Source organism: Burkholderia sp. BCC0097, from assembly GCF_902832985.1.
GTDB lineage: Bacteria > Pseudomonadota > Gammaproteobacteria > Burkholderiales > Burkholderiaceae > Burkholderia > Burkholderia orbicola.
This window is the reverse complement of the sequence record NZ_CADFDM010000004.1, coordinates 798,806-823,130: the sequence shown is the minus strand read 5'-3', so window position 1 is coordinate 823,130 and position 24,325 is coordinate 798,806. Positions and strand designations below refer to the sequence as shown.

24 protein-coding genes are annotated in these 24,325 nt (G+C 68.4%); 16 read left to right on the top strand and 8 right to left on the bottom strand.

Translation table 11 applies throughout. The features are described from left to right. Positions 1-165: 165 nt before the first annotated feature. A complete protein-coding gene (gene polA / locus HWX07_RS17475; RefSeq protein ID WP_175877095.1) occupies positions 166-2,919 on the bottom strand; it encodes a DNA polymerase I in 2,754 nt (917 codons plus the stop codon). A gap of 1 nt (position 2,920) precedes the next feature. Here polA and HWX07_RS17470 point away from each other — a divergent pair, with 1 nt between their 5' ends. Together HWX07_RS17470 and HWX07_RS17465 are read left to right on the top strand one after the other, a co-directional pair. Then, positions 2,921-3,679, top strand: coding sequence for a TIGR00730 family Rossman fold protein (locus HWX07_RS17470; protein WP_006479437.1), 759 nt, complete (start codon positions 2,921-2,923; stop codon positions 3,677-3,679). A gap of 389 nt (positions 3,680-4,068) precedes the next feature. Further along, entirely contained in the window at positions 4,069-4,356 is a 288-nt protein-coding gene (locus tag HWX07_RS17465) for a hypothetical protein (protein WP_012338493.1), read from the top strand. A gap of 123 nt (positions 4,357-4,479) precedes the next feature. Here the strand turns inward: HWX07_RS17465 and HWX07_RS17460 are convergent, their stop codons facing one another. Beyond that, positions 4,480-6,006: an AMP nucleosidase gene (locus tag HWX07_RS17460; RefSeq protein ID WP_011548157.1), complete on the bottom strand. Its 1,527-nt coding sequence runs from the start codon at positions 6,004-6,006 to the stop codon at positions 4,480-4,482. A gap of 129 nt (positions 6,007-6,135) precedes the next feature. Here HWX07_RS17460 and HWX07_RS17455 point away from each other — a divergent pair, with 129 nt between their 5' ends. The 5 genes from HWX07_RS17455 to HWX07_RS17435 all read left to right on the top strand — a co-directional run bounded on the left by HWX07_RS17455 (position 6,136) and on the right by HWX07_RS17435 (position 9,645). Next, positions 6,136-6,531, top strand: coding sequence for a hypothetical protein (locus HWX07_RS17455; RefSeq protein WP_006479446.1), 396 nt, complete (start codon positions 6,136-6,138; stop codon positions 6,529-6,531). 99 nt (positions 6,532-6,630) lie between these two features. Beyond that, positions 6,631-7,629 carry a homoserine kinase gene (locus HWX07_RS17450; protein ID WP_124632575.1) on the top strand — a complete coding sequence of 333 codons (999 nt, stop codon included), beginning with the start codon at positions 6,631-6,633 and terminating at the stop codon, positions 7,627-7,629. Further along, complete coding sequence (locus HWX07_RS17445) at positions 7,620-8,429, top strand: BPSS1780 family membrane protein (protein WP_175877094.1); 810 nt, start codon at positions 7,620-7,622, stop codon at positions 8,427-8,429. Before HWX07_RS17450 ends, HWX07_RS17445 begins: the two co-directional genes overlap by 10 nt. A 186-nt stretch (positions 8,430-8,615) precedes the next feature. Then, complete coding sequence (locus HWX07_RS17440) at positions 8,616-9,068, top strand: MarR family transcriptional regulator (protein ID WP_175877093.1); 453 nt, start codon at positions 8,616-8,618, stop codon at positions 9,066-9,068. Positions 9,069-9,225: 157 nt separating this feature from the next. After that, positions 9,226-9,645 (top strand): organic hydroperoxide resistance protein, encoded by a 420-nt coding sequence (locus tag HWX07_RS17435; RefSeq protein ID WP_074803939.1) that lies wholly within the window; start codon positions 9,226-9,228, stop codon positions 9,643-9,645. 115 nt (positions 9,646-9,760) lie between these two features. Here HWX07_RS17435 and HWX07_RS17430 read toward each other — a convergent pair whose 3' ends face one another. Both HWX07_RS17430 and HWX07_RS17425 read right to left on the bottom strand, forming a co-directional pair. After that, positions 9,761-9,937 carry a DUF3563 family protein gene (locus HWX07_RS17430; protein ID WP_011548159.1) on the bottom strand — a complete coding sequence of 59 codons (177 nt, stop codon included), beginning with the start codon at positions 9,935-9,937 and terminating at the stop codon, positions 9,761-9,763. 80 nt (positions 9,938-10,017) lie between these two features. Further along, positions 10,018-11,115 (bottom strand): PHB depolymerase family esterase, encoded by a 1,098-nt coding sequence (locus HWX07_RS17425; RefSeq protein WP_175877092.1) that lies wholly within the window; start codon positions 11,113-11,115, stop codon positions 10,018-10,020. Positions 11,116-11,372: 257 nt separating this feature from the next. On the opposite strand from HWX07_RS17425, the gene HWX07_RS17420 reads away from it, so the two are divergent. From HWX07_RS17420 to HWX07_RS17405, 4 genes are all read left to right on the top strand, one after another. Then, positions 11,373-12,071, top strand: a complete 699-nt coding sequence (locus HWX07_RS17420; protein WP_006479453.1) for a phosphatase PAP2 family protein — start codon at positions 11,373-11,375, stop codon at positions 12,069-12,071. Positions 12,072-12,198: 127 nt separating this feature from the next. Beyond that, complete coding sequence (modA, locus tag HWX07_RS17415) at positions 12,199-12,993, top strand: molybdate ABC transporter substrate-binding protein (RefSeq protein WP_175877091.1); 795 nt, start codon at positions 12,199-12,201, stop codon at positions 12,991-12,993. Positions 12,994-13,003: 10 nt separating this feature from the next. Then, positions 13,004-13,681 carry a molybdate ABC transporter permease subunit gene (gene modB, locus HWX07_RS17410; protein ID WP_175877090.1) on the top strand — a complete coding sequence of 226 codons (678 nt, stop codon included), beginning with the start codon at positions 13,004-13,006 and terminating at the stop codon, positions 13,679-13,681. A 64-nt stretch (positions 13,682-13,745) separates the two neighbouring features. Beyond that, entirely contained in the window at positions 13,746-14,447 is a 702-nt protein-coding gene (locus HWX07_RS17405; protein WP_175877089.1) for an ATP-binding cassette domain-containing protein, read from the top strand. 181 nt (positions 14,448-14,628) lie between these two features. On the opposite strand, the gene HWX07_RS17400 is transcribed toward HWX07_RS17405, so the two are convergent. The 3 genes from HWX07_RS17400 to HWX07_RS17390 all read right to left on the bottom strand — a co-directional run bounded on the left by HWX07_RS17400 (position 14,629) and on the right by HWX07_RS17390 (position 17,657). Beyond that, a complete protein-coding gene (locus tag HWX07_RS17400; protein ID WP_175877123.1) occupies positions 14,629-15,465 on the bottom strand; it encodes a TOBE domain-containing protein in 837 nt (278 codons plus the stop codon). Between the two features lie 46 nt (positions 15,466-15,511). Further along, a complete protein-coding gene (locus HWX07_RS17395; RefSeq protein WP_175877088.1) occupies positions 15,512-17,134 on the bottom strand; it encodes a CHAD domain-containing protein in 1,623 nt (540 codons plus the stop codon). Between the two features lie 139 nt (positions 17,135-17,273). Then, positions 17,274-17,657, bottom strand: a complete 384-nt coding sequence (locus tag HWX07_RS17390; RefSeq protein ID WP_011548167.1) for a tautomerase family protein — start codon at positions 17,655-17,657, stop codon at positions 17,274-17,276. Between the two features lie 113 nt (positions 17,658-17,770). Between HWX07_RS17390 and HWX07_RS17385 the strand changes: the two genes are divergently transcribed. The 5 genes from HWX07_RS17385 to HWX07_RS17365 all read left to right on the top strand — a co-directional run bounded on the left by HWX07_RS17385 (position 17,771) and on the right by HWX07_RS17365 (position 22,466). Beyond that, positions 17,771-18,628: a LysR family transcriptional regulator gene (locus tag HWX07_RS17385; protein ID WP_011548168.1), complete on the top strand. Its 858-nt coding sequence runs from the start codon at positions 17,771-17,773 to the stop codon at positions 18,626-18,628. A gap of 40 nt (positions 18,629-18,668) precedes the next feature. Beyond that, entirely contained in the window at positions 18,669-19,592 is a 924-nt protein-coding gene (locus HWX07_RS17380; RefSeq protein ID WP_175877087.1) for a DMT family transporter, read from the top strand. Positions 19,593-19,659: 67 nt separating this feature from the next. Further along, entirely contained in the window at positions 19,660-20,439 is a 780-nt protein-coding gene (locus HWX07_RS17375) for a HAMP domain-containing sensor histidine kinase (RefSeq protein WP_175877086.1), read from the top strand. A 76-nt stretch (positions 20,440-20,515) separates the two neighbouring features. Beyond that, positions 20,516-21,859, top strand: a complete 1,344-nt coding sequence (locus HWX07_RS17370) for a hemolysin family protein (protein ID WP_011548171.1) — start codon at positions 20,516-20,518, stop codon at positions 21,857-21,859. Positions 21,860-21,881: 22 nt separating this feature from the next. Further along, positions 21,882-22,466 (top strand): thiamine phosphate synthase, encoded by a 585-nt coding sequence (locus HWX07_RS17365; protein ID WP_175877122.1) that lies wholly within the window; start codon positions 21,882-21,884, stop codon positions 22,464-22,466. 69 nt (positions 22,467-22,535) lie between these two features. Here the strand turns inward: HWX07_RS17365 and HWX07_RS17360 are convergent, their stop codons facing one another. Further along, a complete protein-coding gene (locus HWX07_RS17360; protein WP_175877121.1) occupies positions 22,536-24,197 on the bottom strand; it encodes a DUF3459 domain-containing protein in 1,662 nt (553 codons plus the stop codon). Positions 24,198-24,325: the final 128 nt, after the last annotated feature.

Here is a 24,325-nt window from a genome sequence, read left to right as displayed (position 1 = left end):
CTTCGATGCGTCCGATCCGGAACGCGGGGCGCGCCGCCCCGCGTCAATGACATGACTGACATGCATTGTCCGGGAGCTTGCGCGTTGACCACAAGCAAACCATCTCGATATTCAGCATCCCTGCAACAATATGCCGCGGGCAGGGGGAGCCGCCGGGGGGGTGCGTCAGTGTGCCTCTTCCCAGTTCGCGCCGGCACCCACTTCGGCGACCAGCGGCACCTTCAGCTTCGCGACGCCGCACATCATTTCCGGCAGTTTCTCGCGCACGAGCGACAGTTCGCCTTCGGGCACCTCGAGCACCAGTTCATCGTGCACCTGCATGATCATTCGCGATGCGAGCTGGTCGCGCGTGAGCCAGTCGTCCACCGCGATCATCGACAGCTTGATCAGGTCGGCCGCCGTGCCCTGCATCGGTGCATTGATGGCCGCGCGCTCGGCCGCCTGGCGGCGCGGACCATTGCCGCCGTTGATCTCTGGCAGCCAGAGACGGCGGCCAAAAACGGTTTCGACGTAGCCCTTCTCCTTCGCGGTCGCGCGCGTATCTTCCATGTACTGCGCGACGCCCGGATAGCGGGCGAAATAGCGGTCGATATAGAGCTTCGCCGCGTCGCGCGTGATGCCGAGATTCGATGCGAGCCCGAACGCGCTCATCCCGTAGATGAGCCCGAAGTTGATCACCTTCGCGATCCGGCGTTGATCGGAATTGACCTCCAGCGGCGTCACGCCGAACACCTCGGCGGCCGTCGCGCGGTGGATGTCCTCGCCATGCGAGAACGCGCGCAGCAGCGACGCGTCGCCCGAGATGTGCGCCATGATCCGCAGTTCGATCTGCGAATAATCGGCCGACACGATCCGGTGGCCCGGCGATGCGATGAACGCCTCGCGGATGCGCCGCCCTTCGGCCGTGCGCACCGGAATGTTCTGAAGATTGGGGTCGTTCGACGCGAGGCGGCCCGTGACCGCGACGGCCTGCGCATAGTTCGTGTGCACGCGGCCGGTGGTCGGGTTCACCATGCGCGGCAGCTTGTCGGTATAGGTCGACTTCAGCTTCGACAACCCGCGATGCTCGAGCAGCAGCTTCGGCAGCGGGTAGTCCTCGGCCAGCTTCTGCAGCACTTCCTCGTCGGTCGACGGTGCGCCGCTCGGCGTCTTCTTCACGACCGGCAACTGCAGCTTCTCGAAGAAGATCTGCCCGATCTGCTTCGGCGAGCCGAGATTGAATTCGCCGCCCGCCAGTTCGTACGCCTCGCCCTCGAGCTCGATCAGGCGCGTCGCGATTTCGGTGCTCTGCGCGTGCAGGCGTGCATCGTCGATCAGCACGCCGGTGCGCTCCATCTTGCGCAGCACGAGCGACACCGGCATCTCGATCTCGCGGTACACGCGCTCGAGACCCGGCTCACGCGCGACCTGCGGATACAGCGCGTGATGGAGCTGCAGCGTGATGTCGGCGTCTTCGGCGGCGTATTCGGCGGCCTGCGCGAGCGCCACTTCGTCGAAACCGATCTGCTTCGCGCCCTTGCCGGCCACGTCCTCGTACTTGATCGTCTTGACGCCAAGATGACGCAGCGCGAGGCTGTCCATGTCGTGCGTGCGGTGCGATTCGAGCACGTACGATTCGAGCAGCGTGTCGTGCTCGATGCCGTTCAGCGCGATGTCGTAATTCGCGAGCACCTGTGCGTCGTACTTCAGATGCTGGCCGACCTTCTTGCGATCGGCCGATTCGAGCCACGGCTTCAGGCGCGCGAGCACTTCGTCGAGCGGAAGCTGCTCGGGCATGTCAGGGCCGCGGTGCGCGACCGGCAGGTAGGCCGCCTTGCCCGGCTCGACCGAGAACGACAGGCCGACGAGCCGCGCGAGCATCGGATCGAGCGCGGTCGTCTCGGTGTCGAACGCGGTCAGCGCGGCCGCGTCGATCTTCGCGAACCACGCGTCGAACTGTTCCCAGGTCTGGATCGTGTCGTATTCGCGCACGACGTCGGCTGCGATCACCGGCGCCGGCTCGCCTTCCGGCGCATCGGCGCCGCCGCCTTCCGCAGGCGCGCTGTCGACTTCGCGCAGCCAGGTCTTGAAGCCGTAGCGCGCGAAGATGTCTCGCAGCAGGTCGCGCGCCTCGCCGTCGCTCTTGAGCGACGCTTCGATCGAGTCGAGATGCGGCGTGAGATCGCACGACGTATCGACGGTCACGAGCTGGCGGCCGAGCGGCAGGAAGTCGAGCGCACGGCGCAGGTTGTCGCCGACCACGCCCTTGATGTCGCCCGCGTGTTCGATCACGCCGTCGAGGGTGTCGTATTGCGTCAGCCATTTCACGGCCGTCTTCGGGCCGCACTTCTCGACGCCCGGCACGTTGTCGACGGTGTCGCCGATCAGCGCGAGATAGTCGATGATGCGCTCCGGCGGCACGCCGAACTTCGCGATCACGCCGTCGCGGTCGAGCGTCTCGTTGGTCATCGTGTTGACGAGCGTGACGCGCTCGGTCACGAGTTGCGCGAGATCCTTGTCGCCGGTCGACACGATCACGTTCATCCCGTGCCGTTCCGCTTCGCGCGCGAGCGTGCCGATCACGTCGTCGGCCTCGACGCCTTCGACCATCAGCAGCGGCCAGCCGAGCGCGCGCACCGCGCCGTGGATCGGCTCGACCTGCAATGCGAGATCGGGCGGCATCGACGGACGGTTTGCCTTATAGTCGGCATAAAGGTCGTCGCGGAACGTCTTGCCCTTTGCATCGAACACGCAAGCGCTATACTCTGCACTGACTTCCTTGCGCATACGGCGCAGCATGTTGATGATTCCGTAGAGCGCTCCGGTCGGCTCCCCGCCAGGGCCACGCAAATCAGGCATCGCATGGTAAGCCCGATACAGATAGCTCGAACCGTCAACCAATAGCAGGGTCTTACCTTCCAGATTTCGTTCTTCAGGCATTATGAACAAGAGAAAAGTGATTCCGAGTCTGCGTTCGCTCGCAGATCAAGAGCGCGCGACGGCCAAGAAGGCGCGCGCATCGTGGCAGATGTTCACGATTATGGCAGAGTTTATCGAGGCGACCGAGTACCTGTCGGAGATCCGCCCGGCTGTCAGCATCTACGGTTCTGCCCGCCTCAAACCCGACACGCCGCACTACAAGCTGGCCGTGCAGATCGCGCGCAAGCTGTCGGACGCCGGCTTCGCGGTGATCTCCGGCGGCGGCCCCGGCATCATGGAAGCCGCGAACAAGGGCGCGCACGCCGGCAAGGCGCCGTCGGTCGGCCTGAACATCGAGCTGCCGCACGAGCAGGCCGGCAACCACTACCAGGACATCTCGCTGCGCTTCCGCCACTTCTTCACGCGCAAGGTCACGTTCGTGAAGAACTCGGATGCGGTGATCGTGATGCCGGGCGGCTTCGGCACGCTCGACGAATTGTCCGAAGTGCTCACGCTGATCCAGACGAAGAAATCGCGCCTCGTGCCGATCATCCTCGTCGGCAGCGAGTTCTGGCAGGGGCTGCTGCAATGGTTCCGCGATCAACTGATTCCCATGGGCCTGATCAATCCGGAAGACATGGATCTGATGCAGGTGATCGATGATCCCGACCAGGTGCTCGACGCGGTGCTCGCGTTCTACGAGGACAGCGGCGAGGAAGAAGGTTCGGACGAGGACGACCATCCGCCGCGCCCGGAAGAAGACCGGATGTTCTATCTGTAATCGGTCAGTGACGACAGCCGGCCCGACGGCCGGCCGTCGTGCTTCACGCAATGGGCACAACGGGCATCGCGATCCTGCGGCCCCGCCGGGCGTGACTTTGTAACGCGCTGTTAATGCCCGTTCGCCACCGCACGCGGTCGAATGTCAAATCCTCGCAGTCGGCGCGAGCGATGCGGCGGGATCGGCCGCACCGGTGACTCGCCACTGTCAAATGAGTGGCTCGCCGCGCGCCGGCGCACCGCCAACCCTCCGTAATAATCACGACTCGCCTTTTCCGCCGTGCCGCAGCACACTGCATTGTGTCGGCGCGGCGTTCCCCCGGTGGAACGGTCCCCCTCGCTTCCATCGCGTCGCGTCGGCCCATTCATCACCACACCACGGAAAAGAACATGCAACGCTCGCTGATCGCCCTCGCTTTCGCCGGCCTCGGCCTTTCGCTGTCCGGCCTCGCTCACGCCGTCAACGTCGACGTCAACATCGGCACGCCCGCGCCGGTCGTCGTCGCCCCCGCCCCCGTCGTGGTCGCACCGGCGCCAGTGATCGTTGGCTGGCACGGCGACCGCTACTGGGACGGCCGACGCTACTGGGAACGCCGCGAGTGGGAAGATCGCGAGCGTCATCACGGGCATGGCGGCTATCACTGCCCGCCGGGGCACGCGAAGAAGGGCGAGTGCTGAGTCACTGAGCGCCGCGCCGATCGGCCCGCGCACTGACGCATCAAGAACAAGGCCGCACGCGAACGAGTGTTCGCGTGCGGCCTTTGTCGTTGCAGGCGCGGCTGTGCCGCTGCCCGAGCAGTGTTACTGAAACGCCACTTCCGCGAAGCTCCGAAGCTTCCGGCTATGCAGCTTGTCGAGCCCGTTCGTGCGCAGGATCTCCATCGCCTTCACGCCGATCTGCAAATGCTGGTCGACCTGCCCGCGATAGAACGTGTCGGCCATGCCCGGCAGCTTCAGCTCGCCGTGCAGCGGCTTGTCCGATACGCACAGCAGCGTGCCGTACGGCACCCGGAAGCGGAAACCGTTCGCGGCGATCGTCGCGCTTTCCATGTCGAGCGCGATCGCGCGGCTCTGCGACAGCCGCTGCACGGGCTCGCGATGGTCGCGCAGCTCCCAGTTGCGGTTGTCGACGCTCGCGACGGTGCCCGTGCGCATCACGCGCTTCAGCTCCACGCCCTCCAGCCGCGTGACCTCGGCCACGCCGCGCTCGAGCGCGAGCTGCACTTCGGCCAGCGCCGGGATCGGCACCCACAGCGGCAGGTCGGCGTCGAGCACGTGATCTTCCCGCACGTAACCGTGCGCGAGCACGTAGTCGCCGAGGCGCTGCGTGTTGCGCAGCCCCGCGCAGTGACCGAGCATCACCCACGCGTGCGGACGCAGCACCGCGATGTGATCGGTGATCGTCTTCGCGTTCGACGGGCCGACGCCGATGTTGACCATCGTGATCCCGCTGCCGTCCGCGCGCTTCAGGTGATATGCGGGCATCTGCGGCAGGCGCGGCGGCGCGGTGCCCTCGGCCGGCTCGCCGCCGAGGTTCGCGTTGTACGTGACGACGTCACCCGGCTCGACGAACGCGCTGTACTCGCTGCGGTACGCCCGCACCTCGGGATCGTCGCTTTCCGTCATCATCGTGCGACCCAGCTTCACGAACTCGTCGATGTAGAACTGGTAGTTCGTGTAGAGCACGTAGTTCTGGAAATGCGTGGGCGACGTCGCCGTGTAGTGGCGCAGCCGATGCAGCGAGAAGTCGACGCGCGCGGCCGTGAACAGCGCGAGCGGATGCGGCTCGCCCGGCGCAGGCTCGAACGTGCCGTTGACGATGCGGTCGTCGAGATACGACAGGTCGGGCGTATCGAAGATGTCGCGCATCGCGAGCAGGCGGTCGCGATCGAGCTCGCCCTCGAGATGGATGCCTTCCGGAAACGCGAAATGGATCGGAATCGGCTGCGACGACACGCCGATCTCGATCTTCACATGATGGTTCTTCGCCAGCAGGCGCAGTTGCTCGCGGTAGTAGTTCGCGAAGAGATCAGGGCGCGTGACCGTCGTCTCGAATACGCCCGGGCCCGCGACGAAGCCGTACGAGCGGCGCGAATCGACGTGCGTGTTGACGTCGGTGCGGATCCGCACGAACGGATAGCACGCGCGCACGTGCTCGGTAATCGCTTCGTGGCGCCGATAGCGCGCGAACGCGTCGCGCAGGAAGCCCGTGTTCGTGTCGTAAATGGCGGACAGCCGCGCGACGGCGGCGATCGGATCGTCGAAAGCCTCGACCGACGGGCTTTCGGGCGACAGCACACGGTGCCGGCGGCTCAAATCGTTCTTCATTTTCATCACCTCGTCTGATCCGACGACATTACCACGGAACCCGGTCGCCTTTATGGCCGCCCCTGCGCACGGAGGGGCCGGATGGCGCGCAGTATTTGCTAAAATCGGTGGGTTCACTGGAGACTCATCATGAAGCCGCTCATTTTCGTCGCCGCTGCCGTCGCGTTTGCCGCCGCCAGCGTCGCTCACGCCGCCGGCGGCACGCCTGACGCCGACGCGCAGGCCCGGGCCGAGGCCAACGAAGCCGCCGGCCTGCCCGATCTCCGCAAGATCAACCGGCCGGGCGCCGAAGTCACGTCGAAAGTGGACTTCGCCGACATCCGCCGTACGCCGAGCTTCCACGAAAAGAGCAAGAACGGCACCGAAGTCACCGAGTACCGCGACCGCGGCAAGCCGGTCGAGATCGACGTGAAGTCGAACTTCGGCACGCGCTACCAGATGAGTTCCACGCCCGACACGTCGCCGAAGCCGCATGACGCGGGTATCCCGATCACGCGCCTGCCGTCGCTGAACCTGCGCTACTGATTCCGTGGCGCGGCGCGCCAACCGCGCCGCGCCGCCCCTTCACCTGCTGTCGCGCTGCACGCCGCCCGCGTGCCGACACCCTGACCTGACGCATCCCGCATGGCCGTTTTCACCGCTGTTTCCGACTCCGATCTCGCGCAATGGATGCGCCACTACGAACTGGGCGACGTGCTTGCGTTCCGCGGCATTCCGTCCGGTATCGAAAACAGCAATTTCTTCCTGACGACGACGCGCGGCGAATACGTCCTCACGATCTTCGAAAAGCTCACGGCGCAGCAACTGCCGTTCTACCTCGACCTGATGCGCCACCTGGCCGCCCACGGCGTGCCGGTGCCGGATCCGATCCCGCGCGACGACGGCGCGCTGTTCGGCGAGCTGCACGGCAAGCCGGCCGCAATCGTCACGAAACTCGACGGCGCGGCCGAACTCGCACCCGGGGTCGAACACTGCATCGAAGTCGGGCAGATGCTCGCGCGCCTGCACCTCGCGGGCCGCGACTATCCGCGCAACCAGCCGAACCTGCGCAGCCTGCCGTGGTGGCAGGAGAACGTGCCGGCGATCGTGCCGTTCATCACGGACGCGCAACGCGCGCTGCTCGAAGGCGAGCTCGCGCATCAGGCCAGCTTCTTCGCGTCGGACGACTACGCGGCGCTGCCGGCCGGCCCGTGCCATTGCGACCTGTTCCGCGACAATGTGCTGTTCGCCCATGCGGCGCCCGGCACCGGTCACGACGTGCGGCTCGGCGGCTTCTTCGACTTCTATTTCGCGGGCTGCGACAAGTGGCTGTTCGACGTCGCGGTCACCGTCAACGACTGGTGCGTCGACCTCGCGACCGGTGTGCTCGACGTCGCGCGCGCCGATGCGCTGCTGCGTGCGTACCAGACCGTGCGGCCGTTCACGGCCGAGGAGCGCCGCCACTGGAGCGACATGCTGCGCGCCGGCGCGTACCGCTTCTGGGTGTCGCGCCTGTACGACTTCTACCTGCCGCGCGCGGCCGAGATGCTCAAGCCGCACGACCCCGGCCATTTCGAACGCATCCTGCGTGAGCGTATCGCGCATACGCCCGCGCTTCCCGAGATCCAAACCGCATGCAACTGATCGAAGTGCCCGCGAAAACGGGCTATGTCTGGTTCCGTCAAGGCATCTGGCTGTTCCGCCGGAATCCGCTCGCGTTCATCACGCTGTTCTTCACCTACCTGCTCGCGATTACGCTGGTGTCGATGGTGCCGGTGATCGGCTCCGCGCTGCCGCTGGTGTTCATTCCCGGCATCGCGGTCGGCTTCATGGCCGCGTGCCGCGACACGGTGGCCGGCAAGACCGTGATGCCGACGATCCTCGTCGACGGCTTTCGCTCGTACGGCACCGTCGCGACCCAGCGGCTGCTCGTGCTCGGCGTGATCTACGTCGCGGCGATGGTGCTCGTGTTCGCCGCTTCGTCGTTCGTCGACGGCGGCGCGCTGTTCCACGTGATGATGGGGGCGGCCGACGAAACGAACACGACGCCCGAGACGCTCGCCGCGCAAGGCACGCTCGGCGCGCTGTTCTTCGCGACGCTGCTCTATCTGCCGGTCGCGATGCTGTTCTGGTTCGCGCCGGTCCTGGTCGCATGGCATGACGTCCCGCCGGCGAAGGCGCTGTTCTTCAGCGTCGTCAGCTGCTGGCGCAATCGCGGCGCGTTCGCCGTATACGGCGTGCTGTGGTTCGCCGTCGCGCTCGGCACGTCGCTCGCGCTGTCGCTGCTGCTGCAGGCGCTCGGCGCCGGCGCGTACGCGCTGACGATCATGATGCCGCTGACGATCATCATCGTCACGATGCTGTACTGCTCGTTCTACGCGACCTATCGCGGCTGCTTCGGTGTGCAGGAACCGGGCGCGACGACGACGATGTCGGGCCGCTGAATCGTCTCCTGGCCGGCGCATGGCGCCGGCCGTCACGCAGTTTCCGCGCCGGGTCGTCCCCGGCGCGCATCTGATCTCTCCCCTTTCTCGTATCGACCGCCTCTGGTCGGCCCTGTTCAACCCGATCTTTTGCGCGCAAAATAATTTGCGTACAAATCGTTCGCGCATTGCCGCGCCTCCCGAACCATGGACCGCCTGCCTCCGCTGCCCCAGACGCTCGACGAGCAACTGTGCTTCGCGCTTTACTCGACTTCGCACGCGATGACGAAGGCGTACAAGCCGCTGCTCGACAAGCTGTCGCTGACCTATCCCCAATATCTCGCGATGCTCGTGCTGTGGGAGCGCGACGACATGGCCGTGAAGGACATCGCCGCGCGGCTCGACCTCGATCCGGCCACGGTCACGCCGCTGCTCAAGCGGCTGGAAGCGCTCGGCTACGTGGAGCGCGTGCGCAGCGCGGCCGACGAACGCGTCGTCAACGTGCGCGTGACGCCGGAAGGCCGGGCGCTGAAGGATCGCGCGCGCTCGGTGCCTGCCGACCTCTTTTGCGCGATGCAACAGACACCCGAATTCCTGATGAGGCTGCGCGCCGATCTCCAGCAGCTGCGCGAGGCGCTATCGGTGGCCAACGAACGCTGACACGCCCGGCACGAACCGACCTGCCCGGCGCTGCCGGGTTTTTCTTCAAAATTTCATTTGCACACTAATGATTTGTGCTCTATATTTTGCCCATGGCCGGCGACATCCCGTCTGACCGGACCGCTGTTCCCCCCTTCTTCCCGACAGGAGCTGCACGATGAACATTCTGTACAAGACCAGCGCCACGAGCACGGGCGGCCGCGACGGCCGCGCGGTATCCGCCGACCACAAGCTGGAAGTGAAACTGGCCGCGCCGCGTGAACTCGGTGGCACGGGCGCGGAAGGCACGAATCCGGAGCAACTGTTCGCCGCAGGTTACTCGGCCTGTTTCCTGAGTGCGATGAAATTCGTCGCGGGCCAGAACAAGCAGACGCTGCCGGCCGATACGCAAGTCACGGCGGAAGTGGGCATCGGCCCGAACGACGCAGGCGGCTTCGGGCTCGACATCGAGCTGCGCGTGTCGCTGCCGGGGCTCGACAAGAACGACGCGCAAGTGCTGGTCGACAAGGCGCACCACGTGTGCCCGTATTCGAACGCCACGCGCAACAACGTGCCGGTGCGCCTGACGGTCGTCTGACGCGACACAGATTCAGGGCTCAGGAAATACAAAAAGGACGCGTGCGGCATGATGCCGCACGCGCCCTTTTGCGCGATTCATCGAAATGGCGGGCCGGCAGGCCCGCGTGCGCCGCTTAGCGCGCGCCGATCGAATACGGGCGGTTCATTGCCGCGTCGCGATCGATCTTGCGCATGCGGAATTCGAGGTCGTAGATATCGGTGGCTTCGGCCAGATACGCGTCGGCGCGCTCTTTCGCGGCCTTGTCAGCGTTCTTGGTGAGCATCAGGAAGAGGTGGCTCAGCAGGTACATGATCGATCTCGCTATTCAAAGGTTCTGGACTAGGGTTTTCCCGAATTATAGGGAAAACCCTAGGCTTTGACCAGCGTCGATCAAACGGTGCGTCGTTCGGTCGCCACAGTGCGGCGACGGGTTTCGAAAAAAGCCCAGATCATCGCGCTTGCGTCGGGGCCGACCGCCGCGTGAAACGGCACGGCTTCGTCGCCGCCGGCCCACGCGTGATCGAGCCCTTTTACGTGACACAGCCGCACCACCGGCTCGCCGTCGCGGCACACGTCGGTAATCTGGGCGCCCGTTTCGCGCGTCTCGACGCGCTCGCCGCCGCGCAGCGCGCCCCGGCTGTCGGCGAGCCCGTTCAGGCGCATGAACTGCACGGTCAATTGATCGGCGTTCTTCGGCGCGACGACATGATCGCCGTCACCCTGGACGATCAGCGCGGGCATGCCCGGATAGGCGCCGGTATCGACCAGCGCATCGACCGCCGCGGCCGGGTTCTGCCTCAAGCCCCGCCGCATCACGTCCATCGCGGTGATGCCGGAATTCGCCTCGCCGAGCGCGGGGCCCGAGTGCAGCGCAACCGCCGCGAAGCGGTCCGGATGGTGCAGTGCAAGAAGCGCCGCAAGCCCCGCACCAGCCGACAGCCCCGCGACGTAAACACGCGACGCGTCGAAGCCGTGTTCGTCAACCAGCGCGTCGACCAGCGACGCCACCGTGTTCGCCTCGCCGCGCCCCGCGCGGTCGGTGTCTTCATACCAGTGCCAGCAGCCGTGCGTATGCGCGCGCAGCGACTGTTCCGGATACAGCACCGCGAAACCGTGCTGGTCGGCCAGCAGGTTCATCCGCGTGCCCTGCGCGAATTCGTCGACGGACTGCTGGCAGCCGTGCAGCATCACGACCAGCGGCATCGCGCCACGCCGACGGCCAGGCGGGACGTAGAGCCCGTACGCGAGATTCTGGACGAGGCGGCCAAGCGCGGGCGTCATCGGATGTTCGCCCCGCGTCCACTCGCCGGCCGCCCAGGCGGCGGCGCGCGGCCGCACGCGCGATTCGCGCGGCGGGGACAGGTCGGAGGCCGCGGCTTCGAGTGCGTCGCGTGTGATGCGTTGGGCATCGCGCGCCGCGCGCTTGGCGGTCGGGGACAGCATGCGTTTCATGCCGCCCAGCCACACTTTGGTCAGACTTTTGGTCATCGATCGGGCTCGCAGTCAGGAAAATAGGGGCGCCATAAGAGCGCCGCAACGGATGCATCGTTCGACTTTGTGCAATGCACCATAACATTGTTTCCGGGATTTTTCCTGCACGCCGATCGTTGCCGGCGCCGCAAAAACGGGCCTCATGCGGACGCGGCGCTATACTGGGGGCTTCGCCGCTTGTATCCGTTGTAGTCGTTCTTCCCGGCTCGCGCGTTGATTTAAGCATTCTCCCGCCTTCGTTCGTCCCCTTCCCGATGTTCGACCTGCCTTCTCACCTGTGGATCATGATCACCGCGTTCGGCGGCGCCGGGCTGACCTTGCCGCTCGCGATCACGATTGCCGTCTGGCTCGCGCTCGGCTACTCGTGGCGGCGCGCGGCCGCGTGGCTCGGCGTGCTCGCGGCCGCGATCGGCGTGGTGGCGCTCACGAAGATCGCGTTCCTCGGCTGGGGCATCGGCATTCGCGCGTGGGATTTCACCGGCTTCAGCGGGCATGCGATGCTGTCGACGTCGGTGTATCCGGTCGCGATTTTCCTCGCGCTGATCCGCACGCGCACGCCGGTGCGGATCGCCGGCATCGCGCTCGGACTGGCGGCCGGCGTCGCGGTCGGCGTGTCGCGCGTCGCGCTCGACGCGCATTCGCCGTCGGAATCGATTACCGGCTGCATCGTCGGGGCGATCGCCGCGCTCGCGTTCATCGCCGGCTCGTGGCGGGCGGTGCCGCACCGCTGGTCGGTGCCGGCGGTCGTCGCGAGCCTCGCGCTCGTCACCGTGGCGCTGCACGGCCTCACGGTGCCGTCGCACCGCTGGGTCACCAAGGTCGCGCTGGAACTGTCGGGCCACGAGCGCCCGTTCGTCCGCGCGCGCTGGAAGGCCAACCCGAACTACCATCCCGCGTCGCAGCCGTCCTCGCTGCAGCGCACCGAATCGGCGCCGCCTACGCTTCACGCGTGACGGCCTGCCCGGCCGCCCTTTCCACGTCCGACCATTTCATGCGCACCTTCACATGCGCAGTATGCCAAGCGTTATAACCCGCCCTATATTACGATTACGGTTTCCTCCCGTTCAAAACGAATCCACCATGCGCTCAACCGTCCGTCCGCTTCGCCGCACCCTGCTTCGCCTGCTGCCGATCGCCACGCTTGCCACCGGGTTCGCGTTCAGCGCGCCCGCTTCCGCCGCAGACGAGTTGGTCGTGTCGGCTGCCGCCAGCCTGACGAATGCATTCAAGGCCGTCGGCGACGCGTACGAGAAGCAGCACCCGGACACCAGGGTGCTGTTCAACTTCGGCGCATCGGACGTGCTGATGCAGCAGATCGCCAAGGGCGCGCCGGCCGACGTGTTCGCGTCGGCCGACCAGAAAGCGATGGATCGCGCGGTGAGCGAAAAGGTGATCGTGCCCGGCACGCGCCGCGATTTCGCCGCGAACTCGCTGGTGCTGATCGTGCCGGCCGACAGCCGCGCGGCCGCGCCGACGTCGCTGAACGACCTGACCGCGCCCGACGTGAAGCGCATCGCGTACGGCGACCCGGCTTCGGTGCCGGTCGGCCGCTACACCGAAGGTGCGCTGCGCGCGGCCGGCGTGTGGGATGCCGTCAACGCGAAGGGCGTGCTGGCCGCCAACGTGCGCCAGAGCCTCGACTACGTCGCGCGCGGCGAGGTCGACGCGGGCTTCGTGTTCGGCACCGACGCCGCGATCATGCCGGGCCGCGTGAAAATCGCGCTGACGGTGCCGACCCAGACGGCCATCACCTACCCGATCGCCGTGGTCAAGGACAGCCGCCACGCCGCGCAGGCCCAGTCGTTCATCGACTTCGTCGCGTCGCCGCAGGGCCAGGCCGTGCTGTCGACGTTCGGCTTCAAGCCCGCCAAGTGAGCTTATCGCGATGCAAGACGCCTGGGTCCCGCTGCTGCTGTCGCTGAAGGTTGCCGGCTGGGCGACCGCGCTCGACATCGTGCTCGGCGTCGCGGCCGCGTTCGTGCTCGCACGCTGGCGCTCGCCGCTGCGCGACGTGGTCGATTCCGTGCTGACGCTGCCGCTCGTGCTGCCGCCGACGGTGCTCGGCTATTACCTGCTCGTGCTGCTCGGCCGGCGCGGCGTGTTCGGCGCGTGGCTCGACAAGTTCGGTATCGAGCTGGTGTTCACGTGGCAAGGTGCGGTGATCGCGTCGATGGTCGTCGCGTTTCCGCTGATCCTGAAATCGGCGCGGGCAGCGTTCGAGGGCGTCGATCCGCATCTCGAGCGCGCCGCGCGCACGCTCGGGCTCGGTGAAGCCGCGGTGTTCTTCCGCGTGACGCTGCCGCTCGCCACGCGCGGGATTCTCGCCGGCGCGCTGCTCGCGTTCGCGCGCGCGCTCGGCGAATTCGGCGCGACGCTGATGATCGCCGGCAACCTGCCCGGCCGCACGCAGACGCTGTCCGTCGCGATCTACGCGGCCGTGCAGGCCGGCGACGACAACACGGCCAACTTCCTCGTGCTGGTGACGTCGATCACCTGCGTGCTGGTGCTGCTCGCGACCGGCTGGCTCGTGCCGTCGCGCGCCCGGCGGAGCGAACTGACATGAAGCGCCTGTCCTGTCCGCATCGCCGGTGCCGTCCCGCAGCCCGCCCGCTTCGGTGGAGGCCCGCATGAGCCTCGTCGTCGACATCCGCAAGACCTACGCAACCGCCGAGCGCCGCTTCACGCTCGACATGTCGTTCACGGCGACGACGCAGCGCGTCGTGCTGTTCGGGCCGTCGGGCGCGGGCAAGAGCATGACGCTGCAGGCGATCGCCGGGCTGCTGACGCCCGACGAAGGCACGATCACGCTGAACGGCGAGCCGCTGTTCGACGCCGCGCGCCGCATCGACGTGCCGACCCGTGAACGCCGTGTCGCGTACCTGTTCCAGGACTACGCGCTGTTTCCGCATCTGAACGTGCGGCAGAACATCGCGTTCGGGCTCACGTCCGGCCTGCGCAACCCGCGCGCGAAGACGGTGCCGCCGGAGGTCGCGTACTGGCTCCGCGCATTCGACCTCGAATCGCTCGCGGGGCAATATCCGTCGCAACTGTCGGGCGGGCAGAAGCAGCGCGTGGCGCTCGCGCGCGCGCTGGTCGCGCAGCCGCGCATCCTGCTGCTCGACGAACCCTTCGCGGCGCTCGACGGCGCGATGCGCCAGCGCATGCGCCATGAGCTCGCCGAATTGCAGGCGCGGCTCGACATCCCGATGGTGCTGATCTCGCACGACCCCGACGACGTCGCCGCGTTCGGCGACCAGGTCGTGCAGTTGAGCGAAGGACGCGTGCAGGCGAGCCCGCCGCACGCCGAGTGGCCGACGCGCGTCACCTGAGCGCGCGACGCCGTGGTCGTGAGCGTGGCACTGGCCGCCACGTTGGAGCCTGAGAGACGCCGCGTCGCGGCACATGCTGCAAGCGGAAACGAAGCCGGTGCGATGCATACGCGTGCGGCACCGGCTTCGCCCCGCCTCGCACGAGGGCTGCCGGCCAACGCGAGCCGCGCTGCCGGCCAGGTCAGCCCGTCACCGCCAGAATCACGCTCGACGCCTTGAACAGCGCAATCGCGCGCCGGCCGGCCGCGAGCTGCAACGCACCGACGCTGTCGTTGGTCACGACGGCCGTCAGCGTCCCGCCGCCGTCGAGCGCCAGCGTCACCTCGCTGTTCACCGCGCCCGCCGCGACGGCGTCGACGCTGCCGTGCAGCCGGTTCCGTGCGGACACCTTCAGGTCGGGCCCGCCATCGTCGACCGCGAGCACGACCCATGACGCCTTCACCAGCGCGCACGCATCCGCGCCTTCCCGCAGCCCGAGCGCCTCGGCGCTTTCGTGCGTCACCACGGCGACGACGGCTTGCCCGCCCGGCAGCGCAAGCGTCACCTCGTCGTTGACGGTGCCGCGCACGAGCGACACGACCTTGCCGAACAACTGGTTGCGCGCGCTCGTCTTCATCCCGATCCGGCCGATCAGCGCCCAGTCGACGTCGAAGCCGGCAACGGCCGCGCTCGCGGCCTCGATGAAGCGGCGATGCTCGCGCTCGATCGTGCGGAATGCGGCGATCAGCGACGTCGCGCGCGGCGTCAGCGTCGTGCCGCCGCCGCCCTTGCCGCCCGTCGAGCGCGCGACGAGCGGTTCGCCGGCGAGATTGTTCATCGTGTCGACCGCGTCCCACGCGGCCTTGTAGCTGAGGCCGACGGCCTTCGCCGCGCGCGTGATCGAACCGGTGTCGCCGATCGCCGCGAGCAGCGCGATGCGCGTCGCGCCGCCGAGGGTCTGTTCGCCGGCGCGCAGCCACAGCTCGCCGCCCAGTTCGAGCGGTTCGGCGGACGAGGAAGAAGGCGGGACGTCGGTCATCATCGGCATGCGTGCGGGAAACGGGCCGCCATTATAGGGGCGGCGCTCAGCGTGGCTTGCCGTCGAGCTTCGGCGGCCGCAGGCTGGCCAGCAGCGTCTCGGCGTCGCGCGCCGCCCGCTGTTCGAGCGCGGCGCCGTAACCGCGCACGAAACCGAGCTGGTACGGCGGCGCCGCCAGTTGCTCGAGATGGTGCAGCGCGACCATCGCGTCGTTCGCTTCGCCGAGCACGCTCTGCACGCGCGCCAGCGTCTTGACCGTCTCGGTGCGCGTGCGGCGCGACGCCAGCGACGCGAAGAATTCGAGCGCGTAGCGCAGCCGCTTCGCATCGATCCGCACCTGGTGGCGTGCCGCCGTGTCGAGCGACGTGAGCGACGGCGATCCGTAGAGATGACCGAACAGCCGCCGCACGCGCTTGGTCGCGTGACGCCGCAGCGACGGCGCGTCGTCACCGTCGGCAGCCGGCAGCGCGAGCGCGCTCAGCCATTCGAGCCAGCCGAGCGTCAGCCGCGCATAGCGCGCCGAATGCAGCGCCTGCCGCAGCTCGACGCGCGCGGCCATCGACTGCGCGCGGGCCGCGTCGAGCGTGCCGTCCCACGCACTGCCGCCGCCGTCGGCCGCGATCAACCCGGGCAGGCTCTCGGTCGCGAACACGTCCCAGTCGCGCACCGTGCCGAGCAGCTTGGCGAGCCAGCGCAGGTCGACGCCGAGCGTGTCCTTCCATTGACGGTCGGTGAAGCGCGGGAAGAAGCGCATCAGCGTGCGCAGGCGGCGCAGCGCGACGCGCATCTGGTGCACGAATTCGGGATCGTCGCGCTCGAGCACGCCGCACTCGTTGCCGAGCCATTGCGCGGTGACGTCGCCGGACAGCGCGAACAGCGCGGCGCGCTGCGTGCGGATGCCGGTCAGGTCGACGGGCTGCGCCTTGACCAGCACGGCGGCCACCGGCCCGCCCGCACAGGCGCGGTCGATCACGCTCGTCAGTTGCACGAAGGCCGGCCACGCGCCGCTCAGTTCGCGCGCCGCGGCAAACAGCGCGTGTAGCGCCGCCGTGCGCGCGGCCACGGTTTCCCAGTCGGGCGCGGCCAGGCGCAGCTCGACGTGGCGGCGCGGCGGCTCGCCGCCGCAGTGCAGCGTGATGTCGTCGAGCGTCATCTCGACCACGACGCCGCTGTCATCGGCCCAGCGCCCGCGCCGCCGTTCGCTGACGAGGCGCAGCGCCGACGCCTGGGCCCGCGCGTCGCCGGTGTCCGGTGCAACGCCGTCGATTTCGGCGGCCGGTGGTGCGTCGGCATCGGCCGCGCGAGCCGTCGCGGGCACCGGCAGCGGCGTCGCGACGACGATGCCCGCGTGTTCCGCGTCGAACAGTTCGCGCTGCGTGACGCCCGGTGCGAACGTCTCGGTGCGCGACGCGACGACCCGCGTGCCGTGCGCGTTCGATTCGACCCAGGTCCACCAGCTCGCGCCCGGGCTCCGCTCGGCCTCCTCGATCTGGCACGGCTCGAGCGTCACGCGCTCGTGGCCGCGCCGCATCCGGACCTGCGGACAGATCCGCCAAGCACGCACGAGCTCGGCGCCGAAGTCGCGCTGCGCGCCACGAGTGCGGCTTGCGCCCTTGACCGGCAACCCTTCCAGCGACAACGACAACACGATTTCCAGCACACGCGACATGGAGGCTCCTGCACATGAAGGATCGCCGGCGCATCGACCGCGCCGGCGTCGCTCGTGAAGCAGCTTCCATAGTACACGCCGCCCAAACGCGCTGGCGTCGATCCGGCCCCGCCGCCCTGTGGCAGGTCAAGCCGGCACGTCAGACGGCGTATTGCGCGATGCCGTTGCCGAACGACCAGTTCTCCTTCAGCACCTCGACGAGACCGATGAATACGTCTTCCTGCCGCACGCCGGGCTGCTGCGCGAGGTTATCGGCGATCGCTCGGTACAGCGAGCGCTTCTGCTCGAGCGTGCGCGTGTTGTTCGCGGTGATCTGGATGATCACGAGATCGTCACTGCGTTCGATATCGAGGTAGTGGCGACCGAACACGAAGTTCTCGGCCGTATGCTCGGTCACGACCATGAAGATGTCGTCCTCCGGGACGTTGAACGTCTGGATCAGCGCGCGTTGCACGCCGTCGACGAGGGCTCTGCGGTAGGCAGCCGGCTTGCCTTCGCGTAAGGCGATACGGGTGAATGGCATGGTCATGCTCCTGTCGGTGAGTGACGTTGAAGAACGAAAACACAGCGTCAGGTTAGGCGCGGCAACCTATAATGAACAGTCATTGATGAATATTTCATTCATTTTCATTTGAAATGAAAGTACTCGATCTCGATGCCGTCCGCGCGTTCGTGCTGGTCGCCGACCTCGCCAGCTTCACGCGCGCCGCCGATGCGCTCGGCACCACGCAGTCGGCCGTCAGCCTGAAGCTGAAGCGGCTGGAAGCCCATCTCGGCAAGCCGCTGCTGGCGCGCACGCCGCGCGTCGTCAAGCTGGCCGCCGACGGCGAGAATTTCCTGCCGGCCGCCCGTGCGCTGCTCGACGCGCACGAGCGTGCGCTCGGCGCGATCTCGACCGGCACGGTGCGCCTGTCGCTCGGCGTCAGCGAGCACGTCGCGGTGCCCGACCTGCCGGCCGTGCTGACGAGCCTGCACCGGCAGGATCCGGGGCTGTCGCTGGAAATGCATCTCGGGGCGTCGACGAGCCTGCTCCCGCAATACGACGAACGGCGGTTCGACGCGGTGATCGCCCGGCACGAGCCCGGCGAGGACCCACCGCGCGACGACGCCACGCCGCTGTTCACCGAGCCGCTGGCGTGGCTCGCCGCGCCCGACTGGGCGCCGCGCGCGGGCGAGCCGCTGCCGCTCGCCGTGCTGGCCGGCCCCTGCGGGGTGCGGGCCGCCGCGCTGCGCGCGCTCGATCGCGCGGGGTTGCCGTGGCGCGAGCGCTTCACGGGCGGCGGGGTCGCGGCGGTCACGGCGGCCGCCGCGGCCGGGTTGGCCGTCTGCCCGCTCGCGCGGCGCGTCGCCCCGCGCACGCTGGTCGACGTCGGCGCGAAATTCGGGTTGCCGCCGCTGCCGCAATCGCAGGTCGTGCTGTATTCCCGCGTACGCGACGCCCGGGCCGCCGCCGCGCTGCGCAGGTTTGCCGACAGCCTTGCAATCTCGGCGTAAACTGGCGGGCCCGCCGCCCGTAATCTCCAGACGAATGCCGATGAAGCCCGACGCCCGCAAACACCTCCGCGCCAACCTGCTGATGCTCGGCGCCGCCGCGATCTGGGGCTCCGCTTTCGTCGCGCAACGCCTGAGCCTCGACGTGATCGGGCCGTTCCTGTTCACCGGGCTGCGCTTCCTGCTCGGCGCGCTCGTGCTGGTGCCGCTGCTGATGGTGAATGCGGCGTCGCGCGCGCAGTTCGCGGCCATCCGGCGCGAACCGGCGCTGCTGCTGCCGGGCCTCGCGCTCGGCGGGCTGCTCGCCGTATCGATCTCGCTGCAGCAGGTCGGCCTGCAATACACGCGGATCGCGAACGCCGGCTTCATCAGCTCGCTGTACGTCGTGATCGTGCCGCTGATGGGCATGTTCGCGCGTCACCGGATCGGCGCGGGCACGTGGTTCGGCGCGTTGCTGGCAGCGATCGGCCTGTATTTCCTCAGCATCGACGAGCATTTCTCGGTGCTCTACGGCGACTGGTTCCAACTCGCGGGCGCCGTCATCATCGCCGCGCACGTGATGGCGGTCGGCCATCTCGCGAAGCGCCACGATCCGCTCGTGCTCGCGTTCCTGCAGTTCGCCGTGTGCGGCGTGGCGTGTCTCGCGGTCGGCCTGGCGGTCGAACCGGTCAGCGTCGCGATGCTGCGCGGCGCGCTGCCGACGCTGCTGTACGGCGGGCTGCTGTCGGTCGGGGTCGGCTATACGCTGCAGGTCGTCGCGCAACGCGATGCGGCGCCCGCGCACGCGGCCGTGATCTTCAGCATGGAAGGCGTGTTCGCGGCGATCGCCGGCTGGGCCGCGCTCGGCGAAACGCTGACGCTGCGCGCGCTCGTCGGCTGCGCGCTGATGCTCGCCGGCCTGCTCGCGTGCCAGTTGCTGCCGAACGGCGACGCACGGAAAAAGGACGAGGACGCGCTGCCGGCGTGACGCCCACCGTCCCTATAATGGCGATTCGCGTGACTTCCACGCCAACCGCTTCCGACAGGCCAGCTCCGTGACGTCCATTTCCGTCGATCCCGCCGCCGACCTGCTGCGCGAACGCGCAGCGCACTACGCCGCCCAGGCGGCGCTGTTCCTGCGCGACCAGGCGCTCTCCACCGCGTCGCACGACCTGCGCAGCCCGCTGAATGCGATGCACAGCTGGGCCTACGTGCTCGAGCGCCAGCTCGCCAATGCCGATCCCAATCTCCAGCGCGCGCTAGCGGGCATCCGCACGGGCATCGACCAGCAGGTCGCGCTGATCGATGGCGTGCTCGACGCGCCGCGCGCGGAAACCCGCACGCTCGTGCTCGCGCCGCAGCCGTTCGCACTGCGCGCGCTGCTCGACGAAACGGTCGCGCTCGTGCGGTTCGCGCTCGCCGACGCACGCCAGGTCGCGCTCGACACGACGCTGCCGGACGGCGAGCCGTCGCTCACCGTCGATCGCGACCGCGTCGCACAGGCGCTCTGGACCCTGCTGACGACGGCCGTCGAGGCCAGCGCCGCGGGCAGCCGGGTCGCGTTCGCCTGTACGCGCGACGGCGCGCAGTTCACCGCGCGCGCCTCCTGCACCGTGGATGCCGGCGTGCTCGTCGATCCCGCACAGCCGCATGCGTTCGAATCGTTCGCGCGGCGCGAGATGCTGCGCGAGCGCGACACGAAACGCAGCGCGTGGACGCTCGCGCTGTGCCAGCGCGTCGCCCTCGCGCACGGCGGCACGTTCGCGCACGACGTGTTCGCCGACGGCGCACCCGCCACCCTCACGTTCTCGATTCCCTGCGAGGCGCCGGTGTAAGCAAGCGGCCGCCCAATACATTACAAATTACTTTCTGGCTCTATACTGATGGGCCTGTCATAACCGGAGCGATTCTTTGTTACAGATCTTCGCGCTCATCGGCGCGTTGTTCCTGGTGGCCCTGAACGGGTTCTTCGTTGCGGCCGAATTCGGCCTCGTCAAACTCCGCGCGACGCGCGTCAAGACCCTCGCCCGCAAGCACGGCCTGCGCGGGCGCATCCTCGGCATCGTGCACGGCCGGCTCGACGCGTATCTTTCCGCGTGCCAGCTCGGCATCACGCTCGCGTCGCTCGGCCTCGGCTGGGTCGGCGAACCGGCGTTCGCGCAACTGCTCGGCCCGCTGCTCGACCTGATCGGCGTCCACTCCGAGCGCGTCGTGCACCTGATCTCGCTCGTGTTCGCGTTCTCGCTGATCTCGTTCCTGCACATCGTCGTCGGCGAACTGGCGCCGAAGTCGATGGCGATCCGCCAGCCGGAGAAGGTCGGCCTGTGGGTCGCGCTGCCGCTCTACGCGTTCTACTGGGCGATGTATCCGGCGATCTGGGTGCTCAACACCAGCGCCAACGCGGTGCTGCGGCTCGCGGGGCTGTCGGCCGACCACGGCGGCGATGCGCATTATTCGACCGACGAGCTGAAGCTGATCCTGCGCAGCCGCCGCAGCGCGGCCGGCAATGCAGCCCAGCCGGCGCGCGGTACGTACACCAACGACGAGTGGAACACGCTCGCGCATTCGCTCGATTTTTCGTCGATGACCGTGTCGGACCTGATGCGGCCGGCCCATGAAATGATCGGCCTGCGGCGCGACCTGCCGCTGCCCGACAACATGGAGATCGTCGCGCGGCACCGCTTCAGCCGCTATCCGCTGTTCGAGGATGCGTCGCGCGAACAGGTGAGCGGGCTGATCCACCTGAAGGACCTGCTGCTCGCGCGTCACGCGGGTGCCGCGCTCGAGGATCTGTCCGACTACGTGCGCCCGGTCCAGTACGTGAAGCCCGACACGCCGGCGCTGGAGTTGTTCCGCCGCTTCCGCAAGGGCGCCCCGCACTTCGCGCTGGTCGGCAACAAGGGCGAGAAGCCGATCGGCTTCCTGACGCTCGACAACCTGCTCGGCGCGCTGGTCGGCCAGATCCACGACGAATTCCGCCAGGGCGACGCCGACTGGAGCCGCCTCGACGACGGCACGCTGATGGGCAAGGGCAGCCTGCCCGTCGTGTCGCTCGAGCAGGCGCTCGGCATCGACATCGACGAAGGACGCGCGGAATCGGTCGGCGGCCTCGTGATCCAGGCGTTGAGCGACCTGCCGACCGAAGGGCAGCGCGTGTCGTTCGACCGCTTCGACGTCGTGGTGAAGAAGATGAACGGGCCGCGCATCGTGCTCGTGCGCGTCTATCCGAAGATCGTGAAAGAGGCCGACGAATGACGGCCCGGCGTCGCATCGCATGATGAACGCGCCGCTGCCGCGCTGCTGCGTGATCACGCCGGAACCGGCGTCCGCGTCGGCGGCCGATCGGGCGGCGCTCCTCGACCGGCTGTCGGCCGTGCTCGCCCGCGGCGAAACGCTCGTGCAACTACGCGTGAAATCGCTCGACGCGGCCGCGTTCGCGGCGCTGGCGGCCGCGGCGCTCGCGCGCTGCGACGCGGCCGGTGCGCATCTGATGCTGAACGGCCCGATCGATGCGGCCGGCGTGATGCGGCTCGACGGCACCGGCTGGCATCTCGACGGCCCCGCGTTGCGCGCCGCCGCGCAACGGCCGCTGCCGGCCGGACGATGGGTGTCCGCCGCGTGTCACTCGGAAGACGACCTGCTGCTGGCCGCGCGCGCCGGCGCGGATTTCGTCACGCTGTCGCCGGTGCTGCCGACGCTCAGCCACCCCGGCGCGCCCGCGCTCGGCTGGGCGCGCTTCGACGCGCTGTCCGCGCAAGCCGCGATGCCCGTGTTCGCGCTCGGCGGCATGACGCGCGCGCACCTCGACGACGCGCGCCGTCACGGCGCGTACGGCGTCGCGGGTATTCGCGGGTTCTGGTAATTCGCGGCCTCGCGGCAGCGCGGCCCGGCACGACCGCACCCAGCCCCGCCGCTTCACGCATTCATCGGCTCATGCGTTCAGGTTCGGACGCATGCCGCGCCACGAACCGTCGTCGATGCGACGCACGTCGTGCGTCAGCGCGTAGCGATTGACATCGCCGGTCAGCCACGCGACGAGCGAATACGGCGGCAATTCCCCTTCATCGACCCGGTCGCGGGCGCGCGCCGGTGTCTCGAACACCACCCGCCCGCCCGGTGCATCGAACGGCACCGCGTCCGGCGACAGGTTCAACGCGATCGTCAAGGTCTCGTCGTCGGCAAGCCGCCATGATGCGCACAGCGCGTCGGCATCGCCGTCGCCGTCCGCCTTCAGCGCATGCGCTTCCTGCGGCCGGCAATCGGACAGCCGCGGCGCAATCAGCTTCGCGCGCACCGCGAGCGCCGACTGCACGAAATGCGCGCGATCGATGTCGCGCGCGGTCTCGTCGAAGATCAGCGGGATCTGCGGCGTGAGCAGCGACAGCGCGAGCGCGGCCAGACCGGCCGCCTGCCCGGGATCGCCGGGGCCGCCGGGGCCGCCGTCGCGCCATGCGCCATCGGACAGCACGAGCGACGTCAGCGACAGGCCGCCGTCGGCGCCCATCCCGTCAGACGACGCGGCCGGCTGGTACGCCGCGCCGGCCGCGGTCAGCGCGCGGGCGAGCGTGTGGATCGACTGGTGCGTGGAAATGCCTTCGCGAGCCGACGTGTCGCGCCCCGTGAGCCGGTGCAGCGCACGTTCGCCGCAGCCGTTCCACTGCGCGTCGAAATGGGTATCGGCCAGATGCGCCGGATGCCGCTCGCTGCCGAGCACGAGGTGGATCAGCCGGTCGGCCGGCACGGCGGCGCGCACGCGATCCGCGATCTCGCGCAGCCACGACACGCCGATCCGGTCGGCTTCGCGCAGGCGCAGCCCGTCGCAACGGTATTCGTCGATCCAGTACAGCGCGTTGTCGCAGAAGAAATCACAGACTTCCGGATGATCGAGCGCGAGCGGCGCGGCCTGCAGCGGATCGTCGCGCGTATGGAAGAACGGCCCCGCGTAGTGGCGCAGCGCATCGGTGCCGCTGCCGAAGCGCGCGTAGTCGAGCTCCAGCAGCACCGCGAGACCGTGGCCGTGCGCGTCGTCGATCAGCGCCTTGAGCGCGTCGGGGCCGCCTTCGGCCGCGAGCGGCGCGAACGGCAGGCTGTCGTGCGGCGACGCGAGCAGCTCCAGCGCGGTCACGCCGAGGCGCGCGAGCTGCGGCAGGCGCCGGCGCACGGCGTCGAAGCCGCCCACCGCGTGCGGGCGGATCGCGTAGAGCGCGATGTCCTCCCATGCGCGCCCGTGCCAGAACGTATTGCGCCACGTGAATGCGCGCGGATCGACGACCTCGCTCGGCCCGTTGAGCCCCTCGGGTTGCGAACGCGACGCGGGATCGGGAATCGACACGGTATCGTCGAGCCGATAGCGGTAACGCGCGCCCGCGCCGCAGTCGACGAAGACTTCGAACCAGTTCGGGCCGGCGCTCGTCATCGGCACGAGCATCGGGCCGTAGCCGGTATCCAGTTCGAGCTGGACGTGGGTGCTGTCGGGCGCCCACACGCGGAAATGCGTGCGCGGCGTCGTGCTGAGCGGGCCGCAGGGCTGCGCGCCAAACGGCAAACAATGGATGTAGTGCTGCGCGTACGGATCGTGCGGACAATCGGACATCATGCGCTCCTCGTGCGTACCGAGCGGCATGGCCGCGCCACTGGCGCAGCGCATCGGGGCCCGGCATGCGACGGCCAGGCGGGGGGAGAGAAACGAGTATGCGCCGGATTCGCCACCGCGATGCGGCG

Coding starts and splice junctions, on each gene's coding strand:
- polA (WP_175877095.1), bottom strand. CDS start 2,919: ATGCCTGAAGAACGAAATCTGGAAGGTAAGACCCTGCTATTGGTTGAC.
- HWX07_RS17470 (WP_006479437.1), top strand. CDS start 2,921: ATGAACAAGAGAAAAGTGATTCCGAGTCTGCGTTCGCTCGCAGATCAA.
- HWX07_RS17465 (WP_012338493.1), top strand. CDS start 4,069: ATGCAACGCTCGCTGATCGCCCTCGCTTTCGCCGGCCTCGGCCTTTCG.
- HWX07_RS17460 (WP_011548157.1), bottom strand. CDS start 6,006: ATGAAGAACGATTTGAGCCGCCGGCACCGTGTGCTGTCGCCCGAAAGC.
- HWX07_RS17455 (WP_006479446.1), top strand. CDS start 6,136: ATGAAGCCGCTCATTTTCGTCGCCGCTGCCGTCGCGTTTGCCGCCGCC.
- HWX07_RS17450 (WP_124632575.1), top strand. CDS start 6,631: ATGGCCGTTTTCACCGCTGTTTCCGACTCCGATCTCGCGCAATGGATG.
- HWX07_RS17445 (WP_175877094.1), top strand. CDS start 7,620: ATGCAACTGATCGAAGTGCCCGCGAAAACGGGCTATGTCTGGTTCCGT.
- HWX07_RS17440 (WP_175877093.1), top strand. CDS start 8,616: ATGGACCGCCTGCCTCCGCTGCCCCAGACGCTCGACGAGCAACTGTGC.
- HWX07_RS17435 (WP_074803939.1), top strand. CDS start 9,226: ATGAACATTCTGTACAAGACCAGCGCCACGAGCACGGGCGGCCGCGAC.
- HWX07_RS17430 (WP_011548159.1), bottom strand. CDS start 9,937: ATGTACCTGCTGAGCCACCTCTTCCTGATGCTCACCAAGAACGCTGAC.
- HWX07_RS17425 (WP_175877092.1), bottom strand. CDS start 11,115: ATGACCAAAAGTCTGACCAAAGTGTGGCTGGGCGGCATGAAACGCATG.
- HWX07_RS17420 (WP_006479453.1), top strand. CDS start 11,373: ATGTTCGACCTGCCTTCTCACCTGTGGATCATGATCACCGCGTTCGGC.
- modA (WP_175877091.1), top strand. CDS start 12,199: ATGCGCTCAACCGTCCGTCCGCTTCGCCGCACCCTGCTTCGCCTGCTG.
- modB (WP_175877090.1), top strand. CDS start 13,004: ATGCAAGACGCCTGGGTCCCGCTGCTGCTGTCGCTGAAGGTTGCCGGC.
- HWX07_RS17405 (WP_175877089.1), top strand. CDS start 13,746: ATGAGCCTCGTCGTCGACATCCGCAAGACCTACGCAACCGCCGAGCGC.
- HWX07_RS17400 (WP_175877123.1), bottom strand. CDS start 15,465: ATGACCGACGTCCCGCCTTCTTCCTCGTCCGCCGAACCGCTCGAACTG.
- HWX07_RS17395 (WP_175877088.1), bottom strand. CDS start 17,134: ATGTCGCGTGTGCTGGAAATCGTGTTGTCGTTGTCGCTGGAAGGGTTG.
- HWX07_RS17390 (WP_011548167.1), bottom strand. CDS start 17,657: ATGCCATTCACCCGTATCGCCTTACGCGAAGGCAAGCCGGCTGCCTAC.
- HWX07_RS17385 (WP_011548168.1), top strand. CDS start 17,771: ATGAAAGTACTCGATCTCGATGCCGTCCGCGCGTTCGTGCTGGTCGCC.
- HWX07_RS17380 (WP_175877087.1), top strand. CDS start 18,669: ATGAAGCCCGACGCCCGCAAACACCTCCGCGCCAACCTGCTGATGCTC.
- HWX07_RS17365 (WP_175877122.1), top strand. CDS start 21,882: ATGAACGCGCCGCTGCCGCGCTGCTGCGTGATCACGCCGGAACCGGCG.
- HWX07_RS17360 (WP_175877121.1), bottom strand. CDS start 24,197: ATGTCCGATTGTCCGCACGATCCGTACGCGCAGCACTACATCCATTGT.